Below are 16,282 nucleotides of genomic sequence, written 5' to 3' on the forward strand. Positions count from 1 at the left end.
AACCACAGCGGGTTTCCAAAGCGCTTTATTGGTTTCAGTACCGTTTTGGCAAAAACATGGCTTTGTTGAAGTGACGAATCAACAAGCAAACGAGAGTTACGGCGAAGATGCCAAAGTCATGATGCGAGCGCTTTAAAGCGTTCGTATTGTCCTTAATTCACTCGACCATAAAAGGTTTTGCTTGCCGCTTCTGATAACGCAATTCCGGGCTGTGAGTTATAGGCGAGAACCGCCAACATACGAGTGGTATCGCCTTGTGTTGGTGTGACTCGGTGAATGGCATTTCGACCACGGAAAAGCACCAAAGCACCGGGCTCGATTGCCAATTCTTTGACCTTTCTCTGTCCCGCGAGAACCTCACTAACACCGCTATAATTCATCTCTCCAGCATCTGCGTCACGCATGTTTTCAATATATTCAAACATACCGCCGCTCTCAGGCTTTTGAATTAACAAAGTAATGGCAAATGACGAGTTATCGAAATGCCAACCTAACTCTTGGCCTTCGCTGGCGTAATGCAAATTGATCGACGAAAGATTATCAGCGTAGTTATGCAGCGCCTCTTCGTCTAACACACTGGCAAGAAAGGCTCGAAATACAGCCGAATCATAAAGCCGTCGTAATGGCGAATCGCCATCAATTTGATCGTCCGTAATACAGCCTTTAGACGAAATGACCTGCTTATTTCTCGCATGATCAGCATCATAACTTGGATCGACATTCGTTAAGTAAACGTTATGAGTAGACTTGGTATACCAAGCAAGACCTTTCTTCGCCTCGCCTTCCTCAATAACGGCTTGAATCGCCTTATGATTGAGGAAATCAGGCAAGACCAAAGCCCCGTTTTCTGCCAAAGTCTTTTTACAATCTTCTCTAAAGTCATTATCTTCAATAGGGTAAGTTGTCTCATTAATAATATTGCATAACGACATTAGTGTTCCCCTTTAGTTTTTGATCTTTTATATTGCCAAGGATATCGTCCAGATTAATGAAGTTAGCAAAACAGTTAAATCAATATTTTATACACTCATCATTAATTTTTGCTTAACAATAATGTTAATAAGTGACCACGTTTTGCACAGCCTTCATTCTACGAGAGCATCATGTTAAAACTGCCTAACCTGAACAGCTTAATCACTTTTATAAACGCAGCGTACACAGGCAACTTTACGAAAACGGCAAAAGCCTTGTGCATAACGCCAGCGGCCGTCAGTCAACAAACAAAACAGCTAGAATCTCATCTAGACACAACGCTGTTTGAACGCTCAAAACTGGGTGTGGAACTGACTCAAGCAGGTCAGCAATACCTATACTTTGCCAACCAAGCGATTGAAAACCTGCAACGTGGACAAGCCAGCTTAGACCAATTAAAGCAGCAAACGATTTTTACACTCCACACATTACCCTCCGTTGCGAGCTTGTGGTTAATGCCCAAAGTACTGCACATAATGGAACAACACCCAGACCTAGAAATACGAGTGGAAGCCAGCCATACATCGGTAGACTTCAACTTGAGCCGCTGTGATGCAAGCATCAGCTTTGGTAAACAAGACAAATCACTGAACCACGATTTTCTATTCCAAGACGAAGTACACCTGGTCGCCAGTCCATCACTCGTTAACGGAATAGCACAGGGGGATTTAGATGCATTACTTGAAAAACCAATGATCCATATCGACTGGGGCGAGGAGAATCCATACCTACCCAACTGGCAAGACTGGCTAACCGCCGCAGGTTACCGCAACCGAAAAACCAACAAAGGCCCACAATTCAACCTCTTCAGCATGGCGATCGACGCCGCCATACAAGGCAAAGGCCTACTACTCGGCCAAGGACTCTTCATCCAAAACGCACTGAAAACAGGGCAACTCATCACACTCAGCCCAATCACACTTCCCCTAAGAAAAGCCTACTACCTCATCTACCCAGATAGAACCAAAAATAAAGACGGAGCGATGGGATTGATAGAGTGGTTGGAAGAGGCTGACTTCTAAGGTGATAGTAGTTTTTACTAAGACGAAGCCGTTGGTATTGTTGGTGGACTTTAATAGAAAGGGCGTTTAATTAGCATGAATTAGTCCGTTCTAATAAAAAGCAAGTTGACCAAGCCCTTAGTACTGGTTAGCTTTATATAGAACATATTTTAAGCATGGATAGTTCATGGAAAACCAAGGTGAGAACGAAGCAAATATTTCTGTAGATTTAACTTTCGATCAAGTGATAGAAGAGCTCACTAAATTCGAGGCTTTTTTTACAGATAAAGACAGTGTGAAGCTGTTAGCTGATTGGTTACATGAAGATTATGGCATTAACAAAGCCGCCTCACGACTTGCTCTAAAATATATTATTCCTTTTGTGCTTAACAGGCTGTCTCAACTTGGGAAAGTGGTAGCTCAGTCTTGGATAAATAAATTACATGATAATTTATCCCACAGACCCTTGTATGAAAAGTTGAGCCGCACGTTACTCGATACGTTGAAAACTCGTACAGATAAGACTTATCAAAGCGCTATGCAGGTAGCCGACCCTGAACAGTTAAAGCAGCTACAAGCAACACCAAGTTGGACTCAACTTAATGCTGAACAACAAGGTCTAGTGCATCTACTTTTGGCACAAGAAAAAAACCATCAGCAACAACTTGGTATTAGTAATAATCTACATCACCTTATTGATTTGCTTTCATTCGATTTAGATTTGAAGTCCGTTGACCAGCTCAAATCCCAAGCTGAAAACGTAGAAAAAGGCAGTGCTATTTGGTTGACCTACTTTAAGCAACATTCCGATTTAATTGGCCGTGATGCTCAGCTAAATCGACTTGACGAATTTTATGATCAAGAAACCATGTTTAGCTGGTGGGCCATATCTGGTGCAGGTGGGATAGGTAAAAGTCGTTTGGCTTTAGAATCCATTGCTCGTCATGATTACCTTTGGGAGGTGGGTTTTTTACACGCCTCAAAACTCGATGTACATGATGCTTTGCATAAATGGGCGCCGTTACAACCCACGATTATAGTTATTGATTATGCGGCTTCATATAGTAAACAAATCGCTAATTGGTTAGACCATGTAATTCAACATAAAGACGATTATCTCTGTCCTGTGCGAATTTTAATATTAGAAAGGGAGTTCAAAAATCAAGCTTGGTGGGAACACCTTACCACAGGATCTAGCGCAGCCTTAGTTCGAAAAAATGCTTTTTATACACAATCTGATCCACTTGAACTGATGCCGTTGAATAAAACGGACCAACAAACAGCGCTTGCCAGCTTTTTATCTAGCTTAGATGCCAGTGACAAACTTCCTGAAAAAGACAGCGCGATTTGGGAAACAATTCATGAACTCACTACAAAAGGCAGTCCTCTGTTTTTAGGCATGGTAGCAATTGCACTGGCATACAATTCCTTTTCCGACATTCGTCAATGGCAACATTTAGATTTATTGGACAATATCTACCAAAGGGAAATTGCCGCGTGGAAGCGCCTACTTGCAGACCTTTCACAAGAACAATACCACCAAGCTATCGACCTACTCGCCTTTGCCACATTAATAGGTGGGTTTGATTGGGAAAAAGAAGAAGATAACATTCAAACGTTACTTGCCTGTCAGCTAATCGGGTCAGAAAAAGAAATAGAAAGTGCAATGAAAAGCATCGAAATCTTAGTTGGTCACCAAGGTGGTTACTTACAACCTGATCTTCTTGGGGAATACTTCCTATTACAACACTATACTCTCCCAACCAATAAACCCACAGCCGCTAAGCGTCGCATACTCATACACGCATTAAAACTCGCCCCAAACAGTACCCAACAAAGTCTACATCGCTGCGCAATTGACTACCCTGATAATAAAACTGCTTTCACATGGTGGAAAATCTTACTCAACGCCAGTCTAAATGAAGAAGAGTCAATTATTCAGCATGATGTCGCCCTTCGTATCGTCAAACAACTCACCTTACATTGCCATTACCTCATTCCACTTAAAACTTGGCTACCGGCGCTACTACAAACCAGCAATCATTATACGAAAGCAACTGCGTTAAACCAGATGGCTATTATTTATCTCCACCTATCAAACTACGACAAGGCTCTACCGCCTCTGCAAAAGGCATTAAACATATACAAAGGTATTGAAAATAAAGTTGGCGAAGGCACTACACTGAATAATATCTCTCAAATATATAAAGCCAAAGGCGATTACCACATCGCATTAGGCTACTTAGAACAATCCTTAAATATTAGTGAGAGTATCGGTGACAAAGTTGGTGAAGGCACTACATTGAATAATCTTTCGCGAATTTACAGCGATAAAGGAGATATTGATACGGCACTAAGTTACCTAAAAAAATCTTTAAAGATAAAAGAAGAAATAGGCGATAAAGGAGGGTTGAATAATATGGCAGATATTGCTTTTTCCAAAGGAGACAAAGACACAGCATTAAGTTACTTTGAGCAATCCTTAGTGATTAAAGAAGAAATCGGCGACAAAGCTGGCGTAGGCGTTGCGCTGCATAATATCTCGCAAATTTATAAGGCCAAAGGTGATAATGACACGGCATTAAGATACCTAAAACAATCTTTAAAGATAAAAGAAGAGATAGGCGATAAAGTAGGAAAAAGCATTACCCTGAATAATATGGCAACCATTGTTCTTTCCAAAGGAGACAAAGACACGGCATCAAGCTACCTAGAACAATCTTTGGCGATTCAAAAGGAAATTGACAATAAAGCAGGCCTGTGCAATACCTTATTTAATATAGGTCATATCTATTATAAGAATAACCAGCGAGATAAAGCCATTAACACTTGGCTGGATGCTTACCAAATAGCCTCTTCGATTGGACTCAAACGAGGATTGGATGCGTTGGAAGGTTTGAGCACTCAGTTAGGGTTAAAAGATGGTTTAGAAGGTTGGCAAGCCTTGCTCGATGAGCGAAATAGTTAAGCAACGTTGACACGTTGGTTTCCTACTATGATTTTGCGTTTAAAACGTTGACTTTTGGGGCGGATTTTGATGTTGGCTGGAATCTGTGTACTCTCGCCAACCATGTTCATGGAAGAAAGTTCATCCAGTTGGTATTCAACGCCAAGCTTTTCCATCACTTCGATCATAACACCATCCGTCCCAGCTGGATTGTCTGGCATTAGCTTGCCAGTGATACGGTTTTCTCTAGCGCGAACGTACAATCCGTAGCCTATTTTCATCACATTACCTTCACGGACTAAAGTACGTAATGCCCGTCCTACTTGGTCGTAATCTGCTATATCAGTAAAATCAGCGCGTAAAAATACAGAACGCTTAGAACGCCTTACTCTCGTTTTTACTTTATCTAATATAGTCATACCACGCCTCCTGAAACTGCCTCTTAGTGTATGCAAAAATGCGACAAAATACAAAAGCAAAAATACGACAACAGTTTATTGTTTAAGCCAGATGATATTTAAGTTAAAGCTGATTGCTTTATCTTCAAAAAGACGACCACAAAAAATAAAAGCTTTGCTTTAAACCGTCTGATTACGGTCGGAATTAAAGAGCGAAATAAAGGTTGGGAATACAAAGCGTTTGAATGGAAATCAGAAGACCGTAACTGAAACTAATCTTTATGTTTTTTCGGCACTGCCTCTGCCTTCTGAATATTGCGGCAAACCGTCTGTCACCGGATTCCAACAAGCAGAATAATGCATGAATATATGGGCATCGGGTCTGTTTGGTATGTCTGAATCTAGAGTTCCCAGTGAGAACTCTACACACTCTCCGATGTCGTTTGATGACATAAACACAAGGCTTGAACCGCAGTTATTACAAAATAGTCTTTTGCTACCATTGACGCCCAAATACTCTTTCAAGTTTTCTTTGCCCGACAGCCAATGAAAATTCTCTGCACGAGCTTCACCAAAGGTCGCGAACGCCGCGCCATGAAATTTTCGACACATTGAGCAGTGACAGTGCGCCATTTCCTTTTCGATTTTATCAACAGAATATTTTACTGCACCGCAAAGACACGATCCTTTATAGGGTGGAAGTACTGCATTCTCAATCATTTCAACGCTCCGCTTATATAAGATCCTATTGCTGTTTCTTCAACACAATGAGTGGACGATAATGTCACTTTCTATTGCAATGCAATTTGCCTGCTTTGCCCCAATGCTCATCATTGAAGTTTTGGAAAAATACTGTAATGGCTTCAGGTGGTAATTCATAGGCTTCTTCAAATGCTTCAGTAATTCGTTGAATCAATAATTGTTTTTGCTCTTTGCTACGACCTGGAGATTGTTGGATAGTTACTATTGGCATGAACTTGCTCCTTTAAGATAGTAGTAAATATTGACCTAATATAATGGGTGAATGATTTTTCGTTATAACAAAGCTGCTGTGACCGACTCAATAATAGTCATTGATACTAAAAGACTTTCTAGTTAGCTACCAGTTTTTAGCTTACAAACCTTGATGTCGCCTTAAAGGACGACTTACCTTAGAAAATGAAAGCTTTGCTTTAAATCGTCTGATTACGGTCGTACCTCCCTAATCGCGCCCTACGAAAGAGTTGCATCACCGAAGAAGTTAGTTCGACGCGACGAAGTTGCGCGACCTTATGGAGCTTCAGGGTCAGTTAAAAATATCCTTCCTTACAACAGATAAAACAATCTATGCCTTCTGTGCGTTAGGTCAGAAGACAAACATCTATACAAAAGGGTTTACGAGGCAATCTCTCTTAAAGAGACCTTTTGGTTACTTTTGCGCGTTCTTTTATTAGGCACCGGACAAAAGTTACACGCCCAGCCTTTTCCTGAATTTAAGAGCGGAATAAAGGTTGGGAATACAAAGCGTTCGAATGGAACTTAAATTCCGCGTCGGGCTAAAGCCGCGACCTACTTACAATTGGCAAGATCGGGGGGAAAAGGGGTATGACCCCTTTGCTTGCAGAAAGGGGAGGGAACAAAAACGTCGTATACGTCATTTGACGTATCCCCGTAAGTCATTTCGCGCATACCTTTCTATCGATGATTTTTTAATACTGGCTCTACGGATTTGAGGTGTTAGAACGTTTTCTAAAAACCTCACCTGAAGACTCAACAATATTATAAATCACAATAGGACGGCTCCAACTATGAAAATCAAAACGCTTACATCTGCGATTGTGCTCTCTGGTGCAACGCTTATTGCGCTTCCTTCGCTAGCAGCAGACACAATCAAGGTCGGTGTGTTGCACTCATTGTCTGGCACGATGGCGATTTCTGAAACCACGCTTAAAGACACTGTCTTGATGATGGTGGATGAGCAAAACAAAAAGGGTGGTTTGCTAGGTAAGAAGATCGAAGCTGTGGTGGTTGACCCAGCATCAAACTGGCCATTGTTTGCAGAAAAAGGTCGTGAGTTATTAACCAAAGACAAAGTGGATGTGATTTTTGGTAGTTGGACATCGGTTTCTCGTAAATCGGTATTGCCTGTATTGGAAGAGTTGAACGGTTTGATGTTCTACCCAGTTCAGTACGAAGGCGAAGAGTCGTCTAAAAACGTGTTCTACACAGGGGCTGCGCCAAACCAACAGGCGATTCCTGCGGTGGATTATTTGATGAACGATCTTGGCGTAGAGCGTTTTGTGCTAGCCGGAACAGATTACGTTTATCCACGTACCACCAACAAAATTCTTGAAGCTTACTTAAAAGGTAAAGGCGTTGCTGCTAAAGACATCATGATCAACTATACGCCATTTGGTCATTCTGATTGGCAGTCGATAGTGTCTGACATCAAAAAATTCGGTAGCGAAGGTAAGAAAACAGCAGTAGTTTCTACCATCAATGGTGATGCCAACGTGCCTTTCTACAAAGAATTGGGTAACCAAGGTATTTCATCTGAAGACATCCCTGTGGTGGCTTTCTCTGTGGGTGAAGAAGAGCTTTCTGGTTTAGATACGAAACCGTTGGTTGGTCACTTGGCGGCTTGGAACTATTTCGAAAGCGTAGACACGCCTGAAAACGAAGCCTTCATCAAGGCTTGGCATGCATACACAAAAAATCCTGATCGCGTAACGAATGACCCAATGGAAGCGACATACATCGGTTTCAAAATGTGGGCAAACGCGGTAACGAAAGCGGGCACAACGGATGTTGATGCGGTTGAGCAAGCCATGATCGGTCAAACAACACCAAACCTTACTGGCGGTATTGCAGTAATGAACAAAAACCATCACTTGAGCAAGCCTGTACTGATTGGCGAGATCCAAGACGATGGCCAGTTTGAAGTGGTTTGGGAAACAGATGGTGTGGTTGCAGGTGATGCTTGGTCTGACTTCTTACCTGGTTCTAAAGATCTGATTTCAGATTGGACGGCGCCGATCAAGTGCGGTAACTACAACACCAAAACTAAGACATGTTCTGGTCAGAATTACTAATTTGACCCATTCCCAGGGGTAACCTCGACTCTCTGTCTAGCAGGCTAATTAGCGAGTTAGCCAGAGAGTTATTTTTTACCTTCGAACAAGCTTCTAACTTCTTTTTAGCGTTGTGTTTTTGAATGCTATCGCAATAAACCTACGACACTTGGAGTATGACCTTGAGACGTATCACCTTGAGACATTGCATTGCGCTTTGTTGCTGTCTTTTTGGGCTCTTTTCCCTTTCTACTCATGCGGCTGAACCGGCTTCTTTGGACCCTTTGCTTGCAGAGTTGGGCGAAGCCAAAATCAAAGACATGGAGCCTATTTTAGTCAGAATCGAAGCCGTATCCGATGAAACCGTTCTGCCGCTACTACGCACCTTACTAAACGGTAACTTGTATTACATCAAGGCAGAAAAAAAGGTCATTGGTGAATTCGAAAGCAACGGCGAAACTTATTACAAAGACGTATTTACTGACGAAATCAACGCTGGCATTGATAGGCGTGATGTCGACAAAATCCGTGTGAACAATAACTTACGTGGGTATTTGCGTAACGCCATTGCCCGTATTCAACTTACTTCCAAATCGCCAAGCGTGCGTGAAAATGCCGTACGCGAATTACTGTCCAAATTAGATGGTAGCACAGTGGCAGTGTTAGAAGGTCTTTACCCGAACGAGACCAATAAAAAAGTAAAAGACGCTATGGGATTGGCGTTGGCTATGAATACTGCGTCACAAACGGAATTGGCAGCGTCTAACCGTATCGCTGCGATTGAAAAGCTTTCCTCTAGTTTAGAAAACGATGTTCGAAACCTACTGACTACCTTAACTCGTGATGACAATACGGCGGTGGTGAGTGCTGCGAATATCGCCTTAGAAAAAATCGCACAACGGGCGAATCGTTTTGCCTTTGTCGATCAGTTATTTTTTGGTTTAAGCCTTGGCTCTGTGTTGTTGCTGGCGTCTATTGGCTTGGCGATTACCTTTGGGGTAATGGGCGTTATTAACATGGCCCATGGCGAAATGATTATGCTCGGCGCTTACACGACGTACGTGGTGCAGTTGATGATGCCGAATTACATCGATTATTCAATTTGGGTAGCGATTCCTGCTGCCTTTTTGGTGTCGGGTTTGATGGGGGTGTTGATCGAGCGTTTGGTGATTTGCCGCTTGCATGGTCGTCCATTAGAAACCTTGCTCGCTACTTTCGGTATTAGTCTGATCTTGCAGCAATTGGTGCGGACGATTTTCTCACCGCTTAACCGTCAAGTTTCTACGCCTAGCTGGATGAGCGGCTCTTGGGAAATAAACCCAGTGTTGTCTTTGACGTTGAACCGTTTGTACATTCTTGCTTTTGCCTTGCTGGTATTTATCGTCTTGGTGATTGTATTGAAGAAAACTCCCCTTGGTCTAAACGTTCGTGCGGTATCGCAAAATCGCAACATGGCAAAAGCCATGGGTGTGAAAACCAATTGGGTGGATGCTATGACCTTCGGTCTGGGTTCTGGTATCGCGGGTATTGCAGGTGTGGCGTTGAGCCAATTGACCAACGTAGGGCCTAACTTGGGACAATCTTACATTATCGATTCTTTCATGGTGGTGGTGTTCGGTGGTGTGGGTAACTTGTTAGGAACCTTGGTTGCGGCCTTCACTTTGGGTATCGCGACGAAATTTCTTGAGCCAACCACTGGTGCGGTTCTCGCAGCGATTCTGGTGTTGGTGTTCATTATTCTCTTTATTCAAAAACGTCCTAAGGGACTCTTTCCACAAAAAGGGAGGGCGGCAGAATGACACGTCTTACAGCTTGGTTTTCTGAAGGGCGCTCGACGGGCAAACACACTTTGCCATTTGTGGTGATTTTATTAGGTGTAACGATTTTGGCTTCGGCCGCGAATCTGTTTTTACCCGCCGACTCGATCTTCTATGTCAGCACTTACACCATCACGCTTTTAGGTAAGTATTTGTGCTACGCCATGCTGGCGTTGGCGGTGGATATTATTTGGGGTTATTGCGGCATTTTGAGTTTAGGACATGGGGCATTTTTCGCCTTGGGCGGTTACGCGATGGGCATGTATTTGATGCGCCAAATCGGTGATCGCGGTGTTTACGGTAATCCTTTGCTGCCTGACTTTATGGTGTTTTTGGATTGGAAAGAATTGCCATGGTTTTGGCTGGGCATGGATCAGTTCTGGTTCGCCATGTTGATGGCGGTGGTGGTTCCCGGTCTCTTAGCCTTTGTGTTTGGTTGGTTGGCGTTCCGCTCTCGTGTAACTGGCGTTTATCTTTCCATCATGACGCAAGCTTTAACCTATGCCTTGTTGCTGGCTTTCTACCGCAACGAAATGGGCTTTGGCGGCAATAATGGTTTGACCGATTTTAAAGAAATCCTTGGTTTCAGTCTGCAAGCTGACAGCACACGGGTGGCTTTGTTTTTGATCACAGCGATTTTGCTGGCGGTGATCTTCGTGGTTAGCCAGAAGATCTTGTCCTCTCGACTTGGCAAGGTGGTGTTGGCGATTCGTGATTCGGAATCTCGTTCACGTTTTATTGGTTATCGTACCGATAGATACAAGGTATGGTTGTTTGTCTATTCCGCTGTGATTGCAGGCATTGCCGGTGCTTTGTATGTACCACAAGTCGGCATTATCAACCCTGGTGAATTTTCTCCTATCAACTCTATCGAGATGGTGATTTGGGTAGCGGTGGGTGGTCGTGGCACCTTGATTGGTGCGGTGATCGGTGCCTTGTTGGTGAACTACGCGAAAACCCGTTTTACCGCGATTATGCCGGATGCTTGGTTGTTCGCCTTGGGTGCCATGTTTGTTCTGGTTACCTTGTATTTACCAAAAGGCTTGATGGGCTTGTATGGGCAGCTAAAGGCCAAGCGAAATACAGTTATGAATAAGGAGTCGCAAGCATGAGTACCTTACCCTCTAAAACGTTAGACAGCACCCGAGAGTTTTTTCGTCGCGATCAGGTATGGCCATTTCTAGCGCCAGAGCAAGCTGCCGTCAATGTCGACAACAATATGATTCTCTATGTGGAAGATTTGAACCTGAGCTTCGATGGTTTTAAGGCGCTAAACAACCTTAATCTTTATATCAACGACGGTGAATTACGTTGTTTGATCGGTGCTAATGGCGCGGGTAAAACCACCTTGATGGATGTGATTACTGGCAAAACTCAGTGTGATTCAGGCACGGTGTTCTTTGGGCAAAATCACAACTTATTGAATAAAGACGAAGCTGAAATTGCCCAGCTTGGTATTGGTCGTAAATTCCAAAAGCCAACCGTGTTTGAAGAGCAAACCGTGTTCGACAATTTAGAGTTATCTCTTAAAACTGATAAGCGCGTATTGCCAACTTTGTTCTCGCGTTTAACACCGACACAAATCGACCGTATTGATGACGTATTAAAAACCATCGGTTTGGCTAAGCATAGATTCATGTTGGCGGGCGCCTTGTCTCATGGTCAAAAGCAATGGTTAGAAATCGGTATGTTGCTGGTGGCTGAGCCAAGACTTTTGTTGATCGATGAACCTGTAGCCGGCATGACAGCACAAGAAACCGAACGAACGGCTGAACTGCTAACGTCTCTGGCGGGTGAACGCACGGTTATTGTGGTCGAACACGATATGGAATTTGTGCGCAGTATTGCTCGCACGGTAACGGTATTGCATCAAGGTTCTGTGTTGGCCGAAGGCACGATGGATCAGATTCAAAGTAACAAAGACGTTATTGAAGTCTATCTTGGTGAAGAAGCCGCAGGTGAAGAAGCAGCAAGCGAGAAAGCGCAAACAGGAGCCAAGGCATGATTTCAATTAACAAAGTTGATCAACTTTACGGCGGCACGCAGATTCTTTGGGGCTTGGATTTAGAGATAGTCCCCGGTTCGATTACTTGCATCATGGGGCGAAACGGCGTGGGCAAAACCACCTTGCTAAAAGCCATCATGGGCTTGTTGCCAATCAAAAGTGGCGAGATCACCATGGAAGGCGAAACGCTAAACAAGCAAAGCGCAGAAAAACGCGCTTACTCAGGTATTGGTTACGTCCCTCAAGGCCGAGACATTTTCCCCATGCTCACCGTGGAAGAAAATCTGCGCATTGGTTTGCCAGTGCGAGGCAAGCGAACGAAGGACTCGCCGAAAGACATCCCAGAGAAAATCTTCGAGCTTTTCCCAGTATTGAAAGACATGCTTCATCGTCGCGGTGGCGACTTATCTGGTGGACAACAACAGCAACTTGCCATCGGCCGTGCCTTGGTATTAGAACCAAAAGTCTTAATCTTGGACGAGCCTAACGAAGGCATTCAGCCCAACATTGTTAAGCAAATTGGCGATGTGATTTTAAAGCTCAATGCGGAAGAAGGTTTGACCGTCATCTTGGTAGAGCAAAAGCTCGGCTTCGCCCGTCGTGTGGGTAAAGAATTTCGTTTGATGGAAAAGGGACGTATTGTTGCGGCGGATAAAATGGAGAACCTTAACGATACTTTGATAAAGCAGTATTTGGCGGTCTAGTTTTTGCATTGGTTGGAATCAGCAGCCACGCGAAAGACGCTTATAGGGCATCAATGAATAATAAACATAATCTTGCTTTGGAAGAACAATACGACCAAAAGCCGCTGCCAGAAACAAACATGCCAGTGACGGGGGAAGCTTCTCACTGGCATGCGTTTCTGACCTTAGGCTTTTGTCAAACAACTCGCGGTACCGTGTTGAAAACCTGTGATCACAAAGGGCCTTTGTACGTGCAGAAGCCTTTTTATCCTGAAGGTCGAGATACTGCGCACGTCTATTTATTGCATCCACCGGGCGGTTTGGTTTCGGGGGATCGTCTCACGATTACGGCAAACTTAGCCGAAAATACTCACGTTTTAATCACTACTCCAGGTGCTGGGCGTGTTTATCGTGCTCGTAAAGATAAAACCCTACAACATCAAATTACCCAGTTGAACGTCGCTCAGAACAGCTTAATGGAATGGTTACCACAAGAAACCATTCTTTATCCGAATGCTCATACTCGCCTTGAAAACTGCATCGATCTTGCTGACAACGCCAAGTTTATCGGCTGGGAAATTACTTGCTTTGGCTTGCCAGCTAACAAAGAAGATTTTGGCGAAGGCCACGCAGAGCAAGGCTTTGAGATTCGTCAGAGCGGTCGTCTTAAAGTTCGTGAGCGATTGGTGATAGATGATAACAGCCGAGCTATTTTTAGCGCCAAAGCCGGACTAGATGGCAAACCTATTAATGGTTTGATGATTGCGGGGCCGTTTGATTCAGTCAATCACGATGAATTGATTGATTCCCTGCGCCAGCACTGTACCCAACATGGGTCATTAAGTGGCGTAAGCATGGTAGGTGAGTACATATTAGTTCGCAGCCTTCACGATGATTCAGAACAAGTGAAACAGCTATTTATCCAGTGCTGGCGCGATATTCGTCCCGCATTAATGAACAAAGAATCTAATGAACCGAGAATTTGGTCGACCTAAAAAGGTGCGAGTGCTCTTTTTTGGTTCAATAAAAACAATCATAAAGTTAAATAACGGAGCATTAAAATGGAACTCCTTCCTAGAGAAAAAGACAAGCTGCTTGTATTTACCGCCGCCTTGCTTGCCGAACGTCGTTTAAACCGCGGCCTGAAATTGAATTACCCTGAAGCCATGGCGTACATCACCATGGAAATTATCGAGGGCGCTCGCGATGGCAAAACCGTGGCGGAATTAATGGCCTTTGGTAAAACCTTATTGAGTGCGGAACAAGTGATGGACGGCGTAGTGGAATTGATCCATGAAGTACAAGTTGAAGCCACATTCCCAGATGGGACGAAACTTGTCACCGTTCATAATCCTATAAATTAGGGAAGGAGAACCTCCATGATTCCAGGTGAAATACAGGTAGCCGCAGGCGTTATTGAACTCAATGTGGGTCGCAAGACGGTGAAAATTCGTGTCGAAAATACTGGTGATCGACCTGTGCAAATTGGCTCCCATTATCATTTCTACGAAGTGAACCCTGCCTTGTCTTTTGATCGCGCAGTGACGAAAGGCTTTCGTTTGAATATTGCGTCTGGCACTGCGGTGCGTTTTGAACCCGGTCAAGGTCGCGAAGTGGAGTTGGTTGAATACGCCGGCACGAAAACCATTTATGGCTTCCGTGGTGAAGTCATGGGCAAACTGGGAGGAGCAGAATAATGGCGACGATGGATAGACAAAGTTACGCGCAAATGTTCGGTCCAACCACTGGTGACCGCGTGCGTTTAGGCGATACCGATATCTGGATTCAGGTGGAAAAAGATTTCACCGTGTATGGCGACGAAGTGAAATTCGGCGGCGGCAAGGTGATCCGCGACGGTATGGGACAAAGCCAAGTGACCAATGATATTGCCGTGGATTTGGTGATTACCAACGCCTTGGTGCTGGATCATTGGGGCATCGTGAAAGGCGACGTTGGCATCAAAGAAGGCCGCATTTTTAAAGTCGGTAAAGCCGGCAATCCAGACGTGCAAGATAACGTCGATATTGTGGTTGGGCCGGGTACCGAAGTTATAGCTGGCGAAGGTTCTATTTTGACCGCGGGTGGCATCGATGCGCACATTCACTTTATTTGTCCGCAACAAATTGAAGAAGCCTTAACCTCTGGCGTCACCACCATGATTGGCGGTGGCACTGGCCCAGCGACGGGAACCAAAGCGACGACTTGTACACCGGGACCTTGGTATCTTGGCAAGATGTTACAAGCCACCGACAGTATGCCGATGAATTTGGGATTTTTGGGCAAAGGCAACGCCAGTCTGCCAGAAGCCTTAGAAGAACAGCTAGAAGCGGGTGCTTGTGGTCTGAAACTACACGAAGATTGGGGAACCACGCCAGCGTCGATTGATTGCTGTTTGAGTGTCGCGGAAAAGTACGATGTGCAAGTGGCGATTCACACCGATACCTTGAACGAATCAGGCTTTGTTGACAGCACCATTGGCGCCTTTAAAGATCGCGTTATTCATACGTATCACACCGAAGGTGCGGGCGGCGGCCATGCCCCAGACATTATTCAAGCTTGCTCTAATCCGAATGTTTTGCCATCCTCGACCAATCCCACTCGTCCTTATACTCGCAACACAGTAGACGAGCATTTGGATATGTTGATGGTGTGCCACCATTTGGACAGCAATATTCCAGAAGACGTGGCCTTTGCTGATTCGCGTATTCGCAAAGAAACCATTGCTGCGGAAGATATTCTTCATGATCGCGGTGCGTTCAGCATGATTTCGTCTGATTCCCAAGCCATGGGACGAGTAGGCGAAGTTGTGACTCGTACATGGCAAACAGCTCATAAAATGAAGCAGCAGTTTGGCTTATTACCAGAAGACCAAGAGCTTGGCGCGGATAATTTTCGAGCCCGTCGTTACATTGCTAAATACACCATTAACCCAGCGATTGCTCATGGTATTAGCCATGAAGTCGGATCGATTGAGCCGGGTAAAATGGCGGATTTAGTGTTGTGGAAGCCAGCCTTTTTTGCAGTGAAACCTTCGATGATTATTAAAGGCGGCATGATCGCCAGTGCGCCAATGGGCGACCCAAATGCCTCTATTCCGACGCCACAGCCAGTGCATTATCGTCCTATGTTTGGTTCATTCGGCAAAGCCGCAGCGGCGACGTCTGTGACCTTTGTTTCTAAGGCGGCGCTGAATAATGGCTTGAAGGAAAGTCTTGGTTTGGATCGAACTTTGGTAGCGTGCAAAAACACACGCAATATTTCCAAGCTCGACATGATTCACAACGATTGGCTGCCGAACATTACCGTCGATCCGCAAACCTATGAAGTGCGCGCCGATGGTGAATTATTAACCTGTGAGCCTGCGGAAGTCTTGCCCTTGGCTCAGCTGTATACATTATTCTAGAGAAGT

15 protein-coding genes are annotated in these 16,282 nt (G+C 44.4%); 11 read left to right on the forward strand and 4 right to left on the reverse strand.

Translation table 11 applies throughout. The annotated features are described in order from the left end of the window. Positions 1-152: 152 nt before the first annotated feature. The gene (locus TY87_RS08845) at positions 153-932 is read right to left on the reverse strand and encodes a HalD/BesD family halogenase (RefSeq protein WP_100186799.1); all 780 of its coding nucleotides are present in this window, start codon (positions 930-932) and stop codon (positions 153-155) included. Between the two features lie 171 nt (positions 933-1,103). Here TY87_RS08845 and TY87_RS08850 point away from each other — a divergent pair, with 171 nt between their 5' ends. Next, positions 1,104-1,994, forward strand: coding sequence for a LysR substrate-binding domain-containing protein (locus TY87_RS08850; RefSeq protein ID WP_100186800.1), 891 nt, complete (start codon positions 1,104-1,106; stop codon positions 1,992-1,994). A gap of 166 nt (positions 1,995-2,160) precedes the next feature. Beyond that, positions 2,161-4,941 carry a tetratricopeptide repeat protein gene (locus TY87_RS08855; protein WP_100186801.1) on the forward strand — a complete coding sequence of 927 codons (2,781 nt, stop codon included), beginning with the start codon at positions 2,161-2,163 and terminating at the stop codon, positions 4,939-4,941. Here the strand turns inward: TY87_RS08855 and TY87_RS08860 are convergent. The 3 genes from TY87_RS08860 to TY87_RS08870 form a co-directional block, all read right to left on the reverse strand. Continuing rightward, positions 4,938-5,339 carry a DUF6088 family protein gene (locus TY87_RS08860; protein ID WP_100186802.1) on the reverse strand — a complete coding sequence of 134 codons (402 nt, stop codon included), beginning with the start codon at positions 5,337-5,339 and terminating at the stop codon, positions 4,938-4,940. The genes TY87_RS08855 and TY87_RS08860 overlap by 4 nt on opposite strands. A 258-nt stretch (positions 5,340-5,597) precedes the next feature. Beyond that, the gene (locus TY87_RS08865) at positions 5,598-6,038 is read right to left on the reverse strand and encodes a GFA family protein (RefSeq protein WP_100186803.1); all 441 of its coding nucleotides are present in this window, start codon (positions 6,036-6,038) and stop codon (positions 5,598-5,600) included. A 64-nt stretch (positions 6,039-6,102) separates the two neighbouring features. Next, on the reverse strand, positions 6,103-6,291 hold the full coding sequence (locus TY87_RS08870) for a tautomerase family protein (RefSeq protein ID WP_100186804.1): 189 nt from the start codon (positions 6,289-6,291) through the stop codon (positions 6,103-6,105). 814 nt (positions 6,292-7,105) lie between these two features. On the opposite strand from TY87_RS08870, the gene urtA reads away from it, so the two are divergent. The 9 genes from urtA to ureC all read left to right on the forward strand — a co-directional run bounded on the left by urtA (position 7,106) and on the right by ureC (position 16,276). Beyond that, positions 7,106-8,389 (forward strand): urea ABC transporter substrate-binding protein, encoded by a 1,284-nt coding sequence (urtA, locus tag TY87_RS08875; protein ID WP_100186805.1) that lies wholly within the window; start codon positions 7,106-7,108, stop codon positions 8,387-8,389. Between the two features lie 155 nt (positions 8,390-8,544). After that, positions 8,545-10,167, forward strand: coding sequence for an urea ABC transporter permease subunit UrtB (gene urtB, locus TY87_RS08880; RefSeq protein WP_100186806.1), 1,623 nt, complete (start codon positions 8,545-8,547; stop codon positions 10,165-10,167). Further along, on the forward strand, positions 10,164-11,297 hold the full coding sequence (gene urtC / locus TY87_RS08885; protein ID WP_100186807.1) for an urea ABC transporter permease subunit UrtC: 1,134 nt from the start codon (positions 10,164-10,166) through the stop codon (positions 11,295-11,297). Before urtB ends, urtC begins: the two co-directional genes overlap by 4 nt. After that, positions 11,294-12,190, forward strand: a complete 897-nt coding sequence (urtD, locus tag TY87_RS08890; RefSeq protein WP_100186808.1) for an urea ABC transporter ATP-binding protein UrtD — start codon at positions 11,294-11,296, stop codon at positions 12,188-12,190. Before urtC ends, urtD begins: the two co-directional genes overlap by 4 nt. After that, a complete protein-coding gene (gene urtE / locus TY87_RS08895) occupies positions 12,187-12,894 on the forward strand; it encodes an urea ABC transporter ATP-binding subunit UrtE (protein WP_072840217.1) in 708 nt (235 codons plus the stop codon). Before urtD ends, urtE begins: the two co-directional genes overlap by 4 nt. 53 nt (positions 12,895-12,947) lie before the next feature. Next, positions 12,948-13,868, forward strand: coding sequence for an urease accessory protein UreD (locus tag TY87_RS08900; protein ID WP_100186809.1), 921 nt, complete (start codon positions 12,948-12,950; stop codon positions 13,866-13,868). 66 nt (positions 13,869-13,934) lie between these two features. Beyond that, positions 13,935-14,237, forward strand: a complete 303-nt coding sequence (locus TY87_RS08905; RefSeq protein ID WP_100186810.1) for an urease subunit gamma — start codon at positions 13,935-13,937, stop codon at positions 14,235-14,237. 15 nt (positions 14,238-14,252) lie between these two features. Next, complete coding sequence (locus TY87_RS08910; protein WP_100186811.1) at positions 14,253-14,570, forward strand: urease subunit beta; 318 nt, start codon at positions 14,253-14,255, stop codon at positions 14,568-14,570. After that, a complete protein-coding gene (gene ureC, locus TY87_RS08915) occupies positions 14,570-16,276 on the forward strand; it encodes an urease subunit alpha (RefSeq protein WP_100186812.1) in 1,707 nt (568 codons plus the stop codon). Before TY87_RS08910 ends, ureC begins: the two co-directional genes overlap by 1 nt. Positions 16,277-16,282: the final 6 nt, after the last annotated feature.

Source organism: Marinomonas sp. BSi20584, from assembly GCF_002792415.1.
Classification (GTDB): Bacteria; Pseudomonadota; Gammaproteobacteria; order Pseudomonadales; family Marinomonadaceae; genus Marinomonas; species Marinomonas polaris.

Coding starts and splice junctions, on each gene's coding strand:
- TY87_RS08865 (WP_100186803.1), bottom strand. CDS start 6,038: ATGATTGAGAATGCAGTACTTCCACCCTATAAAGGATCGTGTCTTTGC.
- urtE (WP_072840217.1), top strand. CDS start 12,187: ATGATTTCAATTAACAAAGTTGATCAACTTTACGGCGGCACGCAGATT.
- TY87_RS08910 (WP_100186811.1), top strand. CDS start 14,253: ATGATTCCAGGTGAAATACAGGTAGCCGCAGGCGTTATTGAACTCAAT.
- urtB (WP_100186806.1), top strand. CDS start 8,545: ATGACCTTGAGACGTATCACCTTGAGACATTGCATTGCGCTTTGTTGC.
- TY87_RS08860 (WP_100186802.1), bottom strand. CDS start 5,339: ATGACTATATTAGATAAAGTAAAAACGAGAGTAAGGCGTTCTAAGCGT.
- TY87_RS08870 (WP_100186804.1), bottom strand. CDS start 6,291: ATGCCAATAGTAACTATCCAACAATCTCCAGGTCGTAGCAAAGAGCAA.
- urtD (WP_100186808.1), top strand. CDS start 11,294: ATGAGTACCTTACCCTCTAAAACGTTAGACAGCACCCGAGAGTTTTTT.
- urtA (WP_100186805.1), top strand. CDS start 7,106: ATGAAAATCAAAACGCTTACATCTGCGATTGTGCTCTCTGGTGCAACG.
- TY87_RS08845 (WP_100186799.1), bottom strand. CDS start 932: ATGTCGTTATGCAATATTATTAATGAGACAACTTACCCTATTGAAGAT.
- TY87_RS08900 (WP_100186809.1), top strand. CDS start 12,948: ATGAATAATAAACATAATCTTGCTTTGGAAGAACAATACGACCAAAAG.
- ureC (WP_100186812.1), top strand. CDS start 14,570: ATGGCGACGATGGATAGACAAAGTTACGCGCAAATGTTCGGTCCAACC.
- TY87_RS08855 (WP_100186801.1), top strand. CDS start 2,161: ATGGAAAACCAAGGTGAGAACGAAGCAAATATTTCTGTAGATTTAACT.
- urtC (WP_100186807.1), top strand. CDS start 10,164: ATGACACGTCTTACAGCTTGGTTTTCTGAAGGGCGCTCGACGGGCAAA.
- TY87_RS08850 (WP_100186800.1), top strand. CDS start 1,104: ATGTTAAAACTGCCTAACCTGAACAGCTTAATCACTTTTATAAACGCA.
- TY87_RS08905 (WP_100186810.1), top strand. CDS start 13,935: ATGGAACTCCTTCCTAGAGAAAAAGACAAGCTGCTTGTATTTACCGCC.